The sequence below is a fragment of the Streptomyces sp. NPDC002868 genome, assembly GCF_055563295.1.
The window spans coordinates 87,616-104,904 of sequence record NZ_JBVHDR010000013.1; the positions used below are offsets into that span (position 1 = coordinate 87,616).

General features: G+C 69.6%; 15 protein-coding genes and 1 pseudogene. 10 read left to right on the top strand and 6 right to left on the bottom strand.

Annotation, left to right across the window (positions count from 1 at the left end; genetic code table 11):
- Nucleotides 1–5 precede the first annotated feature (5 nt).
- Nucleotides 6–1,093, bottom strand: a pseudogene (locus ACZ3H8_RS31970) (aldehyde dehydrogenase family protein); the annotation flags it as partial.
- 15 nt (nucleotides 1,094–1,108) lie between these two features.
- Between ACZ3H8_RS31970 and ACZ3H8_RS31975 the strand changes: the two are divergent.
- The 4 genes from ACZ3H8_RS31975 to ACZ3H8_RS31990 all read left to right on the top strand — a co-directional run bounded on the left by ACZ3H8_RS31975 (nucleotide 1,109) and on the right by ACZ3H8_RS31990 (nucleotide 5,103).
- A complete protein-coding gene (locus ACZ3H8_RS31975) occupies nucleotides 1,109–1,840 on the top strand; it encodes an acyl-CoA dehydrogenase family protein (RefSeq protein ID WP_467407751.1) in 732 nt (243 codons plus the stop codon).
- Between the two features lie 77 nt (nucleotides 1,841–1,917).
- Nucleotides 1,918–2,778 carry a 3-hydroxybutyryl-CoA dehydrogenase gene (locus tag ACZ3H8_RS31980; protein WP_467407752.1) on the top strand — a complete coding sequence of 287 codons (861 nt, stop codon included), beginning with the start codon at nucleotides 1,918–1,920 and terminating at the stop codon, nucleotides 2,776–2,778.
- A gap of 144 nt (nucleotides 2,779–2,922) precedes the next feature.
- Nucleotides 2,923–3,588 carry a TetR/AcrR family transcriptional regulator gene (locus tag ACZ3H8_RS31985; RefSeq protein ID WP_467407754.1) on the top strand — a complete coding sequence of 222 codons (666 nt, stop codon included), beginning with the start codon at nucleotides 2,923–2,925 and terminating at the stop codon, nucleotides 3,586–3,588.
- A 36-nt stretch (nucleotides 3,589–3,624) separates the two neighbouring features.
- Entirely contained in the window at nucleotides 3,625–5,103 is a 1,479-nt protein-coding gene (locus tag ACZ3H8_RS31990; RefSeq protein WP_467407756.1) for a glutamate-cysteine ligase family protein, read from the top strand.
- Between the two features lie 34 nt (nucleotides 5,104–5,137).
- Here the strand turns inward: ACZ3H8_RS31990 and ACZ3H8_RS31995 are convergent, their stop codons facing one another.
- From ACZ3H8_RS31995 to ACZ3H8_RS32010, 4 genes are all read right to left on the bottom strand, one after another.
- Nucleotides 5,138–6,991: a GMC family oxidoreductase gene (locus tag ACZ3H8_RS31995; RefSeq protein ID WP_467407757.1), complete on the bottom strand. Its 1,854-nt coding sequence runs from the start codon at nucleotides 6,989–6,991 to the stop codon at nucleotides 5,138–5,140.
- A complete protein-coding gene (locus ACZ3H8_RS32000; RefSeq protein WP_467407759.1) occupies nucleotides 6,988–8,400 on the bottom strand; it encodes a hypothetical protein in 1,413 nt (470 codons plus the stop codon). The genes ACZ3H8_RS31995 and ACZ3H8_RS32000 overlap by 4 nt, the downstream gene beginning before the upstream one ends.
- A complete protein-coding gene (locus tag ACZ3H8_RS32005; protein ID WP_467407760.1) occupies nucleotides 8,397–9,083 on the bottom strand; it encodes a FadR/GntR family transcriptional regulator in 687 nt (228 codons plus the stop codon). Before ACZ3H8_RS32005 ends, ACZ3H8_RS32000 begins: the two co-directional genes overlap by 4 nt.
- Before the next feature lie 471 nt (nucleotides 9,084–9,554).
- Nucleotides 9,555–11,960: a SpoIIE family protein phosphatase gene (locus ACZ3H8_RS32010; RefSeq protein ID WP_467407761.1), complete on the bottom strand. Its 2,406-nt coding sequence runs from the start codon at nucleotides 11,958–11,960 to the stop codon at nucleotides 9,555–9,557.
- Between the two features lie 228 nt (nucleotides 11,961–12,188).
- Here ACZ3H8_RS32010 and ACZ3H8_RS32015 point away from each other — a divergent pair, with 228 nt between their 5' ends.
- From ACZ3H8_RS32015 to ACZ3H8_RS32040, 6 genes are all read left to right on the top strand, one after another.
- Nucleotides 12,189–12,485, top strand: coding sequence for an antibiotic biosynthesis monooxygenase (locus tag ACZ3H8_RS32015; RefSeq protein ID WP_467407763.1), 297 nt, complete (start codon nucleotides 12,189–12,191; stop codon nucleotides 12,483–12,485).
- A 380-nt stretch (nucleotides 12,486–12,865) separates the two neighbouring features.
- Complete coding sequence (locus tag ACZ3H8_RS32020) at nucleotides 12,866–13,099, top strand: DUF5133 domain-containing protein (protein WP_307659506.1); 234 nt, start codon at nucleotides 12,866–12,868, stop codon at nucleotides 13,097–13,099.
- Nucleotides 13,100–13,161: 62 nt separating this feature from the next.
- On the top strand, nucleotides 13,162–13,797 hold the full coding sequence (locus ACZ3H8_RS32025; protein WP_467407764.1) for a nucleotidyltransferase family protein: 636 nt from the start codon (nucleotides 13,162–13,164) through the stop codon (nucleotides 13,795–13,797).
- Complete coding sequence (locus ACZ3H8_RS32030) at nucleotides 13,794–14,048, top strand: hypothetical protein (RefSeq protein WP_467407766.1); 255 nt, start codon at nucleotides 13,794–13,796, stop codon at nucleotides 14,046–14,048. The genes ACZ3H8_RS32025 and ACZ3H8_RS32030 overlap by 4 nt, the downstream gene beginning before the upstream one ends.
- Complete coding sequence (locus ACZ3H8_RS32035) at nucleotides 14,045–14,824, top strand: metallophosphoesterase family protein (protein ID WP_467407768.1); 780 nt, start codon at nucleotides 14,045–14,047, stop codon at nucleotides 14,822–14,824. The genes ACZ3H8_RS32030 and ACZ3H8_RS32035 overlap by 4 nt, the downstream gene beginning before the upstream one ends.
- Nucleotides 14,825–15,084: 260 nt before the next feature.
- Nucleotides 15,085–15,408 (top strand): plasmid stabilization protein, encoded by a 324-nt coding sequence (locus ACZ3H8_RS32040; protein ID WP_467407769.1) that lies wholly within the window; start codon nucleotides 15,085–15,087, stop codon nucleotides 15,406–15,408.
- An 80-nt stretch (nucleotides 15,409–15,488) separates the two neighbouring features.
- On the opposite strand, the gene qcrB is transcribed toward ACZ3H8_RS32040, so the two are convergent.
- Nucleotides 15,489–17,135 carry a cytochrome bc1 complex cytochrome b subunit gene (qcrB, locus tag ACZ3H8_RS32045; RefSeq protein ID WP_467407770.1) on the bottom strand — a complete coding sequence of 549 codons (1,647 nt, stop codon included), beginning with the start codon at nucleotides 17,133–17,135 and terminating at the stop codon, nucleotides 15,489–15,491.
- Nucleotides 17,136–17,289: the final 154 nt, after the last annotated feature.

Here is a 17,289-nt window from a genome sequence, read left to right on the forward strand (position 1 = left end):
CGGGGTCACAGCATTACGTGCTTGACCTGGGTGTAGTCCAGCAAACCGGCCATGGACAGGTCGCTGCCGTAGCCGGAGTGCTTGACTCCGCCGTGTGGCATCTCGGACACGGTAGTGCCGTGGGTGTTCACCCAGACGATCCCGGTGTGCAGCGCCCTGGTCGCCCGCATGGCGCAGTCGTGATCCGCGGTCCATACGCCGGCCGCGAGACCGAACCGCACATCGTTCGCCAGCCGGAGCGCCTCGTCCTCGTCGGCGAACCGCTGCACAGTGACGACCGGGCCGAAGATCTCATCCTGCACGATCTCGTCGGCCTGGCGGACACCGGCGACCACGGTGGCCCCGTGGAAGTAACCGGGCCGCTGGATCCGGCAACCGCCTGTGACGATCTCGGCGTGGTCCGGCAGCCTGCTCAACATGCCTTCTACTGACGCGAGTTGGGAAGCGCTGTTGAGGGGGCCGAAGTCGGTGGCGGGTCGCTGTTTCTCCGTGTGGGCGGCGAATGCCGCAACGAACGCGTCGTGCACGCGGGCGTGGACCAGGAGTCGCGTCGGGGCTGTGCAGTCCTGGCCCGCGTTGTAATACGCGACTGCGGCGAGCTCCGCCGCCGTGGACTCTATGTCCACGTCATCGTGGACGATGACTGGGGCGTTGCCGCCGAGTTCCAGATGGACGCGCTTCAGTTCCGCCGCCGCCGCGGCGGCGATCTCTCGCCCGGCCCGGACGCTGCCGGTGACAGCGATCATCCGGGTCACCGGGTGGGCGGTGAGGCCCGGCCGGTGTCGCGGTCGCCGCAGACGACGTTCAGTGCGCCCGGCGGCAGGTGTTCGGCGGCGATCCGGGCCAGCAGGGCGGATGACGAGGGCGTGGTGTCTGCCGGTTTGAGCACGGTCGTGTTGCCTGCCGCCAGAGCCGGGGCGATCTTCCACGCCGCCATCATCAGGGGGTAGTTCCACGGGGTGATCTGGGCGCAGACACCGACCGGTTCGCGGCGGAGCAGCGAGGTGCGTCCCTGCGTGTACTCGGATGCGGCGGCGCCCGGCAGATTGCGCGCGGCTCCCGCGAAGTAGCGGAAGGTGTCGGTGATCGCGGGCCCGCGGACGGCTGGGTGCTGAACGGCGAGAAGTGGTTCGTCACCGTCGGCGATCACGCCGACTTCATGATCGTGCTGGCCGCCGCCGGTGAGGAGGGGGCGCCGACTCTGTTCCTCGTCGACAAGGAGACGCCGGGCATCGAGATGACGCGCGTGCCCCGTTTCATGCACACCTTCGTCTACGAGCACCCCGAGTTCACCTTCACCGATGTCCATGTCCCCGAGGACGCCGTGCTCGGCGGCATCGGGAAGGGATACGACATCACCCGGTCCTGGTTCACCGAGGAGCGGCTGATGATCGCGGCGCGGACGACGGGCGCCGCCGAACGCGCCCTGGAACTCGCCCGCGACTGGGCCCTCGAGCGTCGCCAGTTCGGCTCCTCCATCGCCGACTTCCAGCTCATCCAGGGCATGCTCGCCGACTGCGCCGTCGACATCGCGGTCAACCGCGCCTACACCCACCAGGTCGCCTGGGAGGTGGACGCGGGACTGGCCGACCGCAAGACACTGCATGCCAAGGCCGCCATCGCCAAGCTGTCGGCGAGCGAGGCGGCCGGCCGGGTCATCGACCGGTGCGTCCAGATCTTCGGCGGACGCGGCTACGACCGCTCCTACCCCGTCGAACGCCTCTACCGAGAACTGCGCGTCGACCGCATCTGGGAAGGCACCTCCGAAATCCAGCGCCTCATCATCGCGGGCGAACTGGTCAAGCGGGGCACGGGCGTTCTGCAGATCCCGTCCGTCTGAAGACCGGCAGGCCCGGCCCCGGCCGACCACCGGGGCCGGGCCTCCCGGCGCACAACGACCGAGAGAAGTGAGGACCGATGGGCGGAATCGAACGGATCGGAGTCGTCGGCTGCGGCCTGATGGGATCAGGCATTGCCGAGGTGTGCGCACGGGCGGGACGGGAGGTCGTCGTGGTCGAGTCGAGCCGTGCGGCAGCCGACACCGGACGCGGACGCATCACCGCTTCGCTGGACCGTGCCACCGCCGCGGGAAAGCTGTCCGGCGAGGAGCAGGATGCGGCGCTGGCGCGAATCTCGACAACCACGGACATGGACCTGATGGCCGACCGGGACCTGGTCGTGGAAGCCGTGGCCGAGGACGAGGCGGCGAAGCTGGCGGTGTTCGCCCGGCTCGACGCGACCGTGCAGCGCCAGGACGCGATTTTGGCGACCAACACCTCCTCCATCCCCGTCATCCGGCTCGCGGCGGCCACCGCGCGCCCGGAGCAGGTGGTGGGCCTGCACTTCTTCAACCCCGTTCCGGTGCTTCCCCTGGTCGAACTGGTGCCGTCGCTGCTGACCGGCGAGAGCACCGCCGGGCGCGCGGAGGAGTTCGCCTCCGGCGTGCTGGGCAAGCAGGTCGTGCGCGCCCGGGACCGGGCCGGCTTCATCGTCAACGCCCTGCTCGTCCCGTATCTGCTGGCGGCTGTACGGATGGTCGAGTCGGGCACGGCGTCGGTCCAGGACATCGACCGGGGGATCGTCCTGGGCTGTGCCCACCCGCTCGGGCCGCTCGCACTGACCGACCTCATCGGGCTCGACACCACGCAGGCCATCGCGGAGTCGATGTACGACGAGTTCCGGGAGCCGCTGTACGCGCCGCCGCCGCTGCTGGCCCGGATGGTCGATGCGGGTCTGCTCGGCCGAAAGTCGGGCAGGGGCTTTCACACGTACCGATGAATGCCGTGCCGTAGCCGCCCGGTACGCCGCGGCGACCGAGCCGGATCCGGACTCCGCGGCGATACGCGAAGATGGAAGCCGCGGCGACGGGCCGACAGCCCGCCCACCGCTCTGTGACACCGAATCGACCCCCGGAGCACCGACGTGGCCAAGGTAGAACGCACGCGCGAAACACGTGAGCGGATTCTCGCCGCGGCGTGCGAGGTGATCGCCGAGGTCGGCTTCGAGAAGATCCGTATGCGCATGGTCGCGGAGCACGCCGGCGTCTCGACGGCACTGCTCCACTATCACTTCGAGAACCGCGAGAAGCTCTTCGCGGAAGCGATGACGTACTCCTTCGCCCAGACAGGCGTCGAGCTCGAGCGGGATGCCGACTCGGTTCCCGCCTCGCTCGTCCTGGCGCGCATCCTGAACAGCCTCCTCCCGACGGACCCCGAGCTACGGCAGGACTGGAGGCTCTGGCAGGAGCTGTGGGTGCGGGCCCTGCGCGACGGAACCGCGCAGCACCTCGCCATCGATCTCTACGACCAGCTTCACACCTGGGTCGGCCAGGCGATCAAGCGTGGCATCGACTCCGGGGAATTCGCCGACTGCGACGTCGACGCCACGAGCACGCTGCTGCTCGCCCTGTGCGACGGGTTCGGCATCCGTCTGATGCTGGGTGACCCGAAGGTCGGTCTGGACGGGACTCAGGCCGCAATCTGGGGGGCAATCGCTCCCACACTCGGGTGCCGCCGGAGTTTCCCACGCTGTGACCGCCGTGAAGCCGCTGCCCGCGGTGGTCCGGGCGGCCGTGGAGTGGGACTCTGATGGAGGGGTGTCCGCCGAGGAGACTCGGGAGGGTCGATGGGACGAGATGTCCCGGCACTGGTGTTCACCCGTGATGACCGTCGCCAGTACCGGAACAAGATGCAGGATTGCCTCGATGCGTTCGCGCAGATGCTGCGAGAGGAACGTTTCGAAGTGGAGCGGCCCCAGGTGGGTCTGGAGATCGAGCTCAACCTGGTGGACGCGGCCGGAGAGCCGACGATGCGGAGCACCGACATACTCGAGGCGATCGCGGACTCCGCCTGGTCGAGTGAGCTGGGCCGGTTCAACCTGGAGATCAACATCCCACCCCGACGGCTGACGGCTGGTGGTCCCGATGCGTGGGAGAAGGAGATCAGGAACGCGCTCAACCATGCCGAGGAGCGGGCCGCGGCAGCGGGGGCGCATCTGATCATGGTTGGGATCCTGCCGACGCTGCAGCAGACGGATGTGAGTGAGGCGGCACTGTCGGAGAACCCGCGGTACCGGCTGCTGAACGAGCAGATATTCGCGGCCCGGGGTGAGGATCTGCGGATCTCGGTGGACGGGGTGGACAGGCTGCGGACCTACGCCGACACCATCACCCCCGAGGCGGCGTGCACCAGCACCCAGTTCCATCTTCAGGTCTCGCCGGACGAGTTCGCGAACTACTGGAACGCGGCGCAGGCGATCGCAGGCGTGCAAGTGGCCCTGGCGGCGAACTCGCCCTTCCTGTTCGGCAAGGAGCTCTGGCGCGAGACCCGTATCCCCCTGTTCGAGCAGGCCACCGACACCCGCCCGGAGGAGATCAAGGTGCAGGGCGTGCGGCCCCGGGTGTGGTTCGGCGAGCGGTGGATCACAAGCGTCTTCGACCTCTTCGAAGAGAACCTGCGCTACTACCCCGCGCTGCTGCCGCTGTGCGACGAGGAGGATCCGCAGGAGAGGCTCGACGACGACGGCGTCCCCGCACTGGCCGAACTCACCCTGCACAACGGCACGATCTACCGGTGGAACCGCCCGATCTACGACGTCGCCCACGGCAAACCACATCTGCGGGTGGAGAACCGGGTGTTGCCTGCCGGTCCCACAGTGGCCGACATCCTCGCCAACGGCGCCTTCTACTACGGGCTGACGCGCGCCCTGGTCGAGGAGGAACGGACGGTCTGGTCACGGATGTCGTTCTCGGCCGCCGAGGACAATCTGCACACCGGGGCACGGCACGGAATCGACGCGCGACTGTACTGGCCCGGGATGGGCGAGGTGCCGGTCGCCGAACTCGTACTACGACGCCTGCTGCCCCTGGCACACCGGGGGCTGGAGCTCTCGGGCATGGACGCGGCATGGCGGGAGCCGCTGCTGGGCATCATCGAGCAGCGGTGCGTCACCGGCCGCAACGGCGCGGTATGGCAGTCGGAGATGTTCCACCACATCAATGACACCAGCCACGTCGACACCCATGAAGCACTGCGCCGGACGACACAGCAGTACATCGAATACATGCACCTCAACGCCCCGGCACACACCTGGCCCGTCGACTGAACCTGCGAGTGGCCGAGCAGGCGAAGTAACGACGTCATGCCGGCACCCTACGACCCGCCTCCAAGTGGCCCTCGGCGACCGCCAGTGCCGCAGCCATGATGCTCAGCTGCGGATTGACCTCGGGGCAGCCCGGCAGCACCGATGCGTCCGCGATCAGCACTCCGTGCACGCCGCGCAGCCGCCCGAAGGGGTCGGCCGGGAAGCGCTGCGCGTCGGCGCCGGCGGCCACCGTGCCCGTGGGGTGGTACGCGGACAGGTGCAGCCGGCCCGGGCCCACGTGCGCGAGGGTCTCGTCCAGTTCGGTCAGCGAGCGGGCGCGGGGCGCGGTGGGGATGCCGGTGAGGACCTCGTCCGCACCCGCCGCGAAGAGGACTTGGCCCATGGCGCGTACGGCGCGCATCAATCGGCCCCCGTCGCGCCGGTCCAGGTCGTAGCGGAGCAGGGTCCGCTCCCTGCCCAGTACACGGCCGGACGGACGGTCGGCGATCATCGCACCGAGGGTGGCAAGCCGGTCGGCGCTCTCCAGTTCGCGCCGCAACTCGCTGCCCAGGCCCGGCAGTACGAAGGAACCCATTCCCGGCGGGGTCGCGGTGGCCTCGATGAGTACACCGTCGTGGTGCAGTTCCTCGACGCCGACGCTCTGCAGCACTCCCTCCCAGGCGGTGACCGGCTCGGCGAAGCGGCCGGCGACGCTGGTCGCCGGATGGACGCTGAGATTGCGGCCGAGCCGCGGGTGCCTGCCCAGGCCGGAGCGGCGCAGCAGGGGCGGCGACTGCAGGGCGCCCGCTGCGATGACGACCAGCGGTGCGAGGATCTCGAATTCGCTGCCGTCCTGCCTTCGTACGAGGACTCCCGCCGCGCGCGGACCGCCCGGGCGGTCGGCGTCCACCAGAACACGCCGGGCCTTGGCGCCGGTGACGATGCGGGCTCCCGCGGCGCAGGCATCTGGCAGCACCGACAGCTGCACGCTCTGCTTGGCGCCGGTCGGACAGCCCACCACGCACTGGCAGGACCCCTTGCAGCCGGTCGCGTTGCGGCGCAGGGGCGCGGCCCGCCAGCCGAGGCGTTCGGCCCCGGCGAGCGCGAGACGGCCGTTGTTCCCCAGGACGTCCAGCGGCTGGGTGGCCACCCGCAGCGTGCGTTCCACCTCGTCGAGGTACGGGCCGAAGCGCTCGGCGAGCGAGAAGCCGAAGTCGCCGATCCACCTGGTCAGCACATGGTCCGGAGTGCGGTAGCAGGTCCCGGAGTTGACGACCGTGGTGCCGCCGACAGCCCGGCCCACCGGAAGCAGCAGCGGCGGACTGCCCACGGCGACGGTGGCCCCGCCGTCCCGGTAGAGCTCGGCAAACCGGTCGAGCGGGGTGCGCCGCCCGAACGACGCCGTGGAGTGGTGCTGCCCTTCCTCCAGTACGACGACGCGGAGACCGCCCCGGGCCAGGGTCCGCGCGGCCATGGCACCCCCCGCGCCGGAGCCGATGACCACGGCGTCCGCGGTGGAGCGCGCCGGCCACTCGCGGGACTGCGTGCAGTCGAGTGGGGGATCTTCCCGCGTCAACTCGTGTGTACGTACGCCGTGTTCGAGCATGCGCTCGGTTCCGGCGGCAAGCAGGACGGGCACTTTGAGAACGTCGAGGAGCGGCAGGAGCGCGGGGCGCGCGCCGAGGGAGCCGAGCACGGCCTCCCGCTTCGCGGTGGTGAGGGCGGCGAGCCTGCGCCCCGTCCGGGCCACGGCGTACGCGTCGATGGCGCCCGCCGCCGCCCGCACCCCGGCACGCGCCGGGGACGGCATCGAGCCGATGACGGTCTCCAGCCTGCCGGGGACCCGGGCGGGCCAGTCGGCGGTGCCGTCGTCGGCGATGAGCGCGGCCACCAGACCGTCGAGACTCATCGCGTGCCCACCTCCGCGTGCGCCGTCCCGGCCAAGGTCCACTCGGCCTCGGTGCGCCAGCCGCCCCACCACCGTTCCAGCAGCACATGCGCATCGGCACGTTCGCTGTTGCGGCAGGTCGCGTGGCTGCCGTCCGGGTCGGTGTAGTCGAGCGCGAGCGTGCGCTCCTCGGGCTGGGTGACCTCGACGCGGATACGGCGCAGGCCCGCGCGCCCGGTCACCGTCCACGTGGGCAGACCGACGGCGGCGCGGAACCGGCCGAATCCCGCCCAGCCGACCGCCGTGCGCTCCGCCCTTCGCGGCCAGGTGCGGCCGCCCCGGCGAAGCCGCAGGAAGACCAGTGGGGGCAGCCGGCGCAGCCCCGGCCGGGTGGAGACCGCGGCGACGAGTTCCAGCACATCGCCCGCGCCCAGATCGGCGTGCAGCCAGGCCCAGCGGTGCGCGTTGCCGTGGCCGTAGATCCGGGCGGAGGCTCCGGGCGCGCCGGACGGCGTCAGGGTCGTGTTCTCGTACCCGAATGTCCCGGCGTACATGGCCCGCGCGGCCGGCAGCATCTGCGCCGCGGGCAGCAGGGGGCGACGCCAGGACCAGCGAGGGAAGGTGAACAGCGGTGCCCCGTCGGCCTGTTCGGCCAGGTCCCAGCGCAGTGCGCCCGCCGAGCCGGACAGCCGGCCGGGTCCGGCAAGGACGCCGTCAGCGGTGAAGCCGTCCCCGCCCCCGGTCCACTTGGCGGGGCCGAAGCGGGCGTGCCGTACCGGACCGTCCTTGGGGAACACCGCGGCCCAGCCGTGAGCGAACGGTTCGGACCCATCGGCCGGCGCGGTGAGTTCGTGGTGCAGCCACAGTCCGGTGCCGGTCGCCGGGTCGGTCACCGTCGTGTACCAGACTTCGGTGCGGCCCGGCTCGCCGTTCCAGCGCGGCGCCATGTGCGAAGCCGCCTCTTCCTGCCGCGGAAAACGGAAGCTCGCGAGGAAGGGCGCGAGCCCCGTCGTCACCGGGAAGCGCAGCGTGCCTTCGCCGGCCGGCACTCCCTCTTCGTACAGCGTGAACGGCAGCACCGTCATCGACGTCAGCGGCCGGCGCGGCGTCACGGACTTCCAGCCGTCGAGGGTGAGACGGCGATCGCCGGCCGTGAACGAGATCCGGTAGCGGATACGCCGCCTGGCCAGCGGTGATATCTCCAACTCGCCCTCGGCGCAAGGGTCGTCGGCCCATCCGGCGATGCGTATCCGCCCGGTGATCCGGGCGTCGGTCGTGCCACGCAGGCGCAGCACGCGATCCGCCGTGGCGCTCAGGCCGAGGCGGATCGGGCGGGCCCGGTCCTCGCCGTCGAGCCGGATCGTGCCGAGCATGGTCTCGCGGAAAGCGGTGCCCCGGGTGCCCAGGAATCCAGGTGTACGCCTGCTCATGCGAGGCACTCCAGCATGATCTGCTCCGTTTCCGTCAGATACGCCTCGGCTGCCCGCCTCACACCTGCCTGGTCGCCGGCCGCCACGGCTTCGACCACCGGTTCCAGCCTGGCGTGTGCGGCGTCGGGACTGTTGAACGGGCCCACGAGGGCGGCCCGCACCGGCAGGTAGGCGTTGAAGAGTGTGTTGGTCAGCAGTACGTAGACACGATTCCCGGTGGCACGGGCCAGCGCCCGGTGCACCTCGATGTCGGCCAGCTGCACTGCGTCCCCGCCCTCGGCCACCCGTACCGCCGCCAGCAGGGCACGCAGCTCGGCACGCTGCTCCTCGGTGGCGCGAGCGGCTGCCCGCTCGGCAATCAACGCGCCGATGCTGCGCCGCACTTCGAAGATCTCGCGCATCCAGTCCGGGCTGTGCCTTACCAGCATGGGCAGCAGATCGGCCCCGCCGAGCCGCGCATAGTCGCGCACCCGGGTGCCCACTCCGTGCCGCGTCTCCAGCAGTCCGGCCTGAACGAGGCGGCCGAAGGCGTGCTTGAGGGTGGTGCGGGTGACGCCGTATCCGTCGGCGAGTCGGCGCTCCGGCGGCAGATAGCTGCCTGCCGGATGCCGCCCGGCGAGGATGTCCTCGCGCAGCCGGGTTTCCAGGACATCGACGATGGTCTCGCGGGGCAGCGCCTCCATGCCGTCCTTCCTTTGCGATTCAGTGGCTCAGTGGATGAGCCACTGAATCAGAGCCGAAGGGTGAAGTCAATGAGTCAGCCCTCGATCCGGGTGACAACACCGCACCCAGTGACTGGCGTTGGCGCCGCCCGCATCGCGATCAGCGGCCGGGCTGTGGACGGGGAGGCAGCCCCGGAGGCACAATCCAAACCGCGGGGGAACGTTTTCCCTCCGGGGGTGCCCGACGGGCCGGGGCATCAGCCGAGCGCAGCTGCGCACACCACATGCAGCTGTCGTCTTCATGCTTCGCGGAGGCGAGCCAGTACGCGCCCACCAGCCGGGCGTCGGGAAGCGGGATCGGGTCGTTGCCGGAGACGTTCATACCCGGTCCAACGCTGCAAACCGGCGGAGGGGAACGGAGTCCCGCGGCCATGCAACCGAACCGTCACCCGGGAGCTGCCACGGCGGCCGGCCGGGTCACTCGTAAGATCATCACGCCGACGGGAACGCCAGTTCCGTCCAGATGGTCTTCCCGGACTGTGTGTAGCGCGTTCCCCATCTGTGAACGAGTTGAGCGACGATGAACAGTCCGCGCCCGCCTTCGTCGTCCTCTGCACTGTGGCGGAGGTGCGGTGAGGTGTGGCCCGTGTCCGCGACTTCGCACACGAGCGTGCGATCACGGATGAGGCGCAGGAGCAGCGGCCCGTCGGCGTGCCTGACCGCGTTGGTGACCAGCTCGCTGACGACGAGCTCGGTCGAGAACGACATCTCTTCCAGGCCCCACTCGTGAAGCTTGCCGATAGCCAGCTCCCGGGCATGGCCCACCGCGACCGGTTCGGCGGGCAGCTCCCACGCGGCGACCTGTGCGGCGTCGAGTTCGCGGGTACGCACGAGCAGCAGTGCCGTGTCGTCGGCTGTCGTGCCGTCCGGCAGGAGTTCCGACACAATCCGGTCGCAGACGTCTTCCAGGGACCCGCGGCGGTCGCTGAGCACTCGGCCCAGGACGTCCAGCCCCTGATCGATGTCGCGGTCGCGGGCTTCGACCAGGCCATCGGTGAAGAGGGCTACCAGGCTGCCCACCGGCAGCTCGAGTTCCCTGGACTCGAACGGCAGGCCGCCGAGCCCCAGCGGCGGGCCGGCCGGCAGGTCCGGGAAGGACAGGCGGCCGTCGGGGTCCGCGATCGCCGGCGGCAGGTGCCCTGCCCGGGCCATGGTGCATCGTCGCGAGACCGGGTCGTAGACCGCGTAGAGACAGGTGGCCCCGGTGGCGTTGTCCATGTGCGGGTCGGCGGCCGCGCCGGCGGCGTCCGACTGATCCTCCACCGACTGGCCCACCAGATCGTCGAGTCGCTTGAGCAACTCGTCGGGGGCCAAGTCCAGCTGGGCGAGCGCGCGTACGGTCGTGCGCAGCCGTCCCATGGTGGCCGCCGCCTGCAGGCCGTGACCGACCACGTCACCGACGACGAGTCCGACCCTGGTACCGGAGAGCGCGATGACGTCGAACCAGTCGCCGCCGACTCCTGTCACATTGTCCGTGGGCAGGTAGCGATGGGCCAGGTCGACCGCCGACGGCTGCGGCAGGTGCTGCGGCAACAGTTGGCGCTGCAGGGCGAGTGAGGCGGTGCGTTCACGGGTGAAGCGCCGGGCGTTGTCGATGCACACCGCCGTACGAGTGGTCAGCTCGTCGGCGAGTGCGACCTCGCCGCTGTCGAAGGTGGCTGACGGGGCGTCGCGATGGAAGGTGACGAGTCCCAGCATGTTGCCCCCGGCGCGCAACGGCACGACCAGGGTGTCGTCCACGAGCACGAGTCCGCCCGAGGAGAGACTGCGGTACTGGGGTGAACCTGGCGGGTAATCGACAGGAGAAGGCTGACGCGACTCCCCAGGACCGCCCGCCGCGCCGTTCGCCGTGGCCGATCGGGAGGCGACCCGTACGAGGTCCGTCCCTCCCGGGGCTCCGGTGCCCAGCACCTCGCCTTCCAGGACCTCCTTCGCAAGGTCGACTGTGACAGTGCTCGCGAATCCCGGCACCGCCACATCCGTGACCTCCTCGGCAGTGACGATCATGTCCAGGGAGTTGCCGATTCCGCGGCCGGCCTCGACGAGCAGAGCCAGCCGCTTCTGGGCCTCGTAGCGATCGGTGATGTCGAATGCGTCCTCGCACACTCCGAACACGTGCCCGTCGGCGTCCTGGAGCCGGTAGTAGGAGCATGACCAGAGGTGGTCCGTTCCGGGTTCGCTGGGTGGCTCGCCACGGAAGTGCAGGTCGAGGATCGGTTCGCCGGTGTCGAGTACGTAGTGCATTACGGCATCGAGAGTGTCCGGGTACCCCTCGGTCAAAAACCTGCCCGAGGAGTACAGCTCATCGGCCCGCATACCGCGGAACTCGGCGAACGGCTGTCCGATCTCCCGTTCGTACGCGGCGTTGCACCACGTCAGGCGCAGGTCGGTGTCGTAGATGGCCAGACCGAGGGGTGACTGGGTGGCGAGCCCCTCCAGTAGAGCCAGCCCGGATTCCCACAGCCGCAGATGCTCCAGCTCGGCCGCGACGAGAACGCGAGCCGCCGTGCCGCTACCGGTCAGAGGGGACACCGCTGTTGCGAGCAGCAGCTCGTGACCGTCCCGGTGCCGGGCGACGCGGATGTCGCTTCCGCTCAACCGGGGGCCCAAGGCCGGCTCGGCTGCCTGCGCAGCTGTGAATCCGGAGTCCCGCCGGGGCGGCAGGAACGTGTCCAGGTGCTTCCCGATGATCTCGTGCGGCGGATAGCCGAGGAGATCCTCGGCCGCGGGCCCCCAGCCGATGACCGTGTCCTGGGCGTCGAGAACCACCGTGGCAGCCCTGGTGACGTCGAGCGGACCACGGAAATCAGCGCTCTTGGCCGCCTTCCACGCGCTCATGGCACCACACCAGCCCGGTTCATTACCTCCAGAATCGGCCCTGACCGGGCCCGGCACAACCGCGATGACGGTCCTCCGGACCCCCATGAGCGCCATGGCCCTGACAACCTTCCCTTCGCCGTCCGCCCCGGCGGCCTGGGGCTTCGCCGCGGAGGCGGAAGCCGCGGAGGCGACCTACCGTGGTCCGGGGAGCGCCATCTCCGAACCGACGTTCCGCAGGAGGCCGCAATGGAGGACTACTTCGTCTGGGTCACGACGCGCCGCATCAAGCCGGGCACTCTGGAGGAGTTCGAGAGAGCATGGCGACCGGGCTCGACTCCGCACGGCCTGCGCCGCGCCTACGCCTACTGGTCCGAGGACGGGCAGGAAATCACAGGGGTGTCGTTCTGGGACTCCCGGGAAGCGTGCGACTCCTGGCGGACCTCCGACGGGGAGCAGCAACGGCGTGATGCCATGGCCCCGTACGTCGTCGACGAGCGGGAAGGCTTCTACCGCGGCGGCGAACTCACCGTCCCCGGTCAGTGATCAGACCGGCGGGCTGAGGCCGGCCCCGGTCCGTACACCCCATGCGCGTCCACTGCGCATGCGAAACGACCGCCGACGGCACCCGATGCCCGCTGCCCATTGGCAGGGACGGGCTGAGTGGAGAACCTCACTCCGGAGGCGGAGAATGCCCAGCTGAGGCTGAGCGCTCCCGATCAATTGATCGGGCAAGGACCTGGCCTCCACGGGGCCGACCGGCCCCGGACAACGGGGGCCGCCACCTATTGAGACGTCGGGATCTACGGCGTCGACGTGGCCGAGCCGCCCGTACCTCCACCCTCTACCGCCACCTCACGGGAGCACCCACGCGCGGAATTCGAGACCAGTCCGCGCGCGGGCCCTTCACAGATGGAGGATTCGAGATGCTGCTGCCGGACAAAGGCCGTGTTCGCAGTCTCCTCATCCGGTTCAGGGAACTGGAGCGCCGAATGCTTGCCAACCCGATGCACAACGACACCCGCGCTCGATTCGAAGACGTGGCGTACACCCTGTGCATCCTCATGGGGCAACGAACGGCACGCGATGCCGTCCTCCAGGCAGAGCGGTATCTCAAGGCTCCAACAGCACAGCTTGCCCGTTTCTCGCTGCGGAAATAGCCGGACCTCGGGGCGGGTCATCTCGCCTCGGGCCGGGTACCCGAATCATCCCCACCCGGCCCATGACGAGGACGGTACCCGTGAAGACGTACGCACAAGACACCCCTGGTGGCGGGGCGCCGGGACTGCCACCGGACCGCACCCAGAGCATCCTGGAAGCCACCAAGCAGGTGGCCGGAAGACTCAAGAGCGGCGGGTATCCATTCGCCCTGGCCGGCAGTGTTGCCGCCTACGCGCACGGTGTGCCGGCCAGCCTCCAGCACGACACCGACTTCTGCATTCTGAGCGAGGACGCCCAAGCCGTGACCGAGGCGCTGGAGGCCGACGGTATCGAGGTGCGCATAGCCCCCGAGGACTGGCTGATCAAGGCCAGGAGCCACGGTGAGGAGATCGACCTCATCCTCGAACTGGCGCAGCAGCCCGTGACCAGAGAGCTGCTCGACCGGGCGGAGACCCTGCCCGTGGACTCCGTACACATGCCGGTGCTGTCCCCGACCGACCTGATGGGCAGCCTGCTCCACGCCTTCTCGGAGCACCACTGCGACTTCGGGTCTGTACTGCCCATCGCCAAGACACTCCGGGAGAAGATCGACTGGGACCGCCTGCGCCGCGAACACCAGGCTTCGCCCATGCCCGACGCCTTCCTCTACCTCCTCGAGCGTCTGGACGTCATCGAACGACGGGAGGCAATGCCATGACCGGCTCGGACACCGTCGAGTACCGCATTGCCCACCTGCGGGACCGCCTGGCAGGCGGGGCGATCGCCGAGCTGGGAGTGCGGATCGAGGTACGGGGAGACAGCGTCCTGCTTTCCGGCGCCGTCGGCAGCGCCGCCTCCCGGGACGAGATCCTGCGTATCGCCAAGGAGGAGCTGGCTGGAATCCCGCTCCGTGAGGACCTGTTCGTGGTCTGCTCCGATGCCCCCGACCATCCCGAGGAGCTGGCGTGATCCGTGTAGCAGCGGTCGGCGACATCCACCTGGGGCCGGACAACGCGGGGGTGCTTCGGCCCGCCTTCGAGACCCTGAGCGAATGTGCGGACTTGCTGCTGCTCGCCGGTGATCTGACGCGGCACGGCACGGCGGACGAGGCCGGGGTAGTCGCCGGGGAGGTGGCCGCACTGGACGTGCCGGTCGTGGCGGTCCTGGGTAACCACGACTACCACAGTGACCAGCAGGCCGAGGTGACGGACGTACTGGCCGGGGCCGGGGTGACCGTCCTCGAGGGCGAGGGAACGATCCTGGACATCGGCGGGGTACTGGTCGGCGTCGCCGGAACCAAGGGCTTCGGCGGCGGATTCGCCGGACGCAGCGGCGACGAGTTCGGCGAACCGGAGATGAAGGCATTCATCCGCTACACCCGGCGCTGCGCGGACGGCCTGCGCGATGCCCTGGACGGGCTGAGGGAGCGCGGCTGTGCCGTTCGGATCGCGTTGACGCACTTCGCACCCGTCCCGGACACCCTGGCGGGCGAGCCACTGGAGATCTTTCCCTTCCTGGGCAGCTACCTGCTGGCCGAGGCGATGGATGAGGCCGGGGCCGACCTGGCTGTCCACGGCCACGCGCACATGGGCACCGAACACGGCATGACCAGCGGCGGGGTGCGGGTGCGCAATGTCGCCCAGCCGGTCATCGGCCGCGCGTTCGCCATCTACCAGCTGCCGGTGGATGCCCGAGGCAACAGGAGTCGCCGGCCGTTCGACTCCGGCCACGCCACTTCGCGGTAGACGTCGCGGTCCGCCAGGGCCGCCTCCCACACGGCCGTCGCCACGTCGGTGTCGACCGTGCCCTTCAGGGCCGCGATCTCGGGCCGGAGCGGCGATGCGGTCGGTGGTCGCGGTCTCGCCCTCCAGCGCGGTGGGCGGGACCGGACCGGTGCCCCATTTGCGGCGGGAGGACCGGAGACGCACTGTGGATGGCGCGGCCCTCAGCCGTCAGGGAGGGGGCACACACGATCCGATGCAGCTCTGTGAGAGGAGCGACAGCGATGCCGAGGGGCTCTGGTTCCAAACGAGAACGACAGTACGAACACATCAAGGAGAGCGCCGAGGAACGCGGCGAGAGCACGAAGCGGGCCAAGGAAATCGCCGCGCGTACGGTCAACAAGGAACGTGCACGCTCTGGTGAGTCCCGTACGGCCAGCAAGAGTTCCACGCAGGACATGTCGTCCTCGAAGCGTGGCGGGCAGCGTTCCCACAGCGGATCCGAGGGTCCGACGTACGACCAGCTGTACGCGGAGGCTCAGCGCCGCAACATCCAGGGGCGCTCGTCCATGAACAAGTCCGAACTCAAAAGGTCCCTTGGCCGCTGACCTCCGGCGCGGCGGTCCGGTGCGGCGGTCCGGTGCGGCTGAGAGCGGCCGTTCGCGGCGCGCCCAAGACGAGGGGCTCATCACCGGTGCCCGGACTGCTGGTCCCGCGCTTCGCCTCCCCTCTCGCCCTCCTCGCCGGTGTCGTGAATCTCCTCCGCTGACCTGGTGTTGAACCAGTTGCCGAGTGTCTCCCGCAACCGCTCGACCCGCAGGTCCTCCCCACCGGAACCCGATGGCGGCTCCTTGAGCGCGGGCAGGCTCCTGTGCGCCAGCAGATACCGCTTGTCGACATCGAGGGGCCGGTGCTCCTGCTCGAAGCCGCCCTCGACCGTCTGGCGCACGTTACCGGTCTCCACGCCGGAGGCCAGTCGCTCGAACTCGGCCTCCTGGAACGCGAGACACAGCCGCTTGGTCACGAGGAACGCGACGATCGGCAGCACGACCAGAGCGACACGCAATGCCCACGTCAGTTCGTCGAGTGAAATACGGAACGTAAAGGCCACCACGTCGTTGCCGCCGGCCAGCAGTAGCACGCCGTAGAAAGCGATACCCGCGACACCGAGCCCAGTGCGCACCGGCCGGTCGCGCGGCCGGTCGCACAAGTGGTGCTCGCGCCGGTCGCGCGTCACCCACGCCTCAGCGAATGGATACGCGTACAGAACGGCGAACAGGACGCCGGGCAGGACCAGCGCGGGCAGCAGGACGTTCCACATCACCGTGTGCCCGGCCACCACCGTCTCCCATGGCGGCACCAGTCGCAGCGCACCTTCCAGGAAGCCGACGTACCAGTCCGGCTGCGACCCCGTCGACACCAGGTCGGTTCGGTAAGGCCCGTACGCCCAGACCGGGTTGATCTGTGCCAGCCCACCAAGGGCCGCGACCACCCCGAGGACGGTGAAGAACAGTCCGCCCGAAGCGGCCATGAAGTGGGGGAAGAACGGCTTGCCGACCGCGTTGCGATTGGTGCGGCCCCTGCCCGCCCACTGGGTGTGCTTCAGGTAGAAGACCAGCATCAGATGGACCGTGACCAGGGCGAGGAGCAGCCCCGGCAGGAGCAGGATGTGCAACCCGTACAGCCGGGTGATCATGTCCTCCCCCGGAAACTCCGCACCGAACGCGAACATGCTGATGTAGGTCCCGGCCACCGGAATCGACAGCATGATGCCCTGAGCGATCCGCATCCCGGTGCCGGAGAGCAGGTCGTCCGGGAGCGAGTAGCCGGCGAACCCTTCCGCCAGCGCCAGCACGAAGAGCGTGACACCGATCATCCAGTTCGCTTCACGGGGCTTACGGAAGGCGCCGGTGAAGAACACCCGCAGCAGATGCACACCGATCGCGGCGACGAAGAGGACCGACGCCCAGTGGTGCATCTGCCGGATCAGCAGCCCCCCGCGGACATCGAAGCTGATGCTCAGCGTGGAATCGAACGCCTGCGACATCCGGACACCGTCGAGCGGTGCGTACGACCCGTCGTACACCACCTCGCTCATCTCGGGCTTGAAGAACAGCGTGAGGTAGACACCGGTCAGCAGCAGCACGATCAGGCTGTACAGCGCCAACTCGCCCAGCAGAAAGGACCAATGATTGGGGAACGCCTTGCGCAGCAGACCGCCGCCCTCGCCGAGCGGCAGCCGCGCGTCCAGCCCTTCAGCAGTCCGTCCCGCGGCGAGCTGGGTGCGGCGTTTCACGGCGCGTGCGGTCAGTCGTGCCCGCCGGAAGAAGATCATGAGCTGCTCCTGCCCCCTGACGTGCTCCAGCGGATTCGGCCGCGATGCGGTGGATCGGGCCGCCCCCTCACCCATACGAGGGCAGTCTCCGACACGGGTTGGAACAGTGGGTGGCGGCGCTCCGCAATGCGGGAGAAACGGTCATAGCATGCAG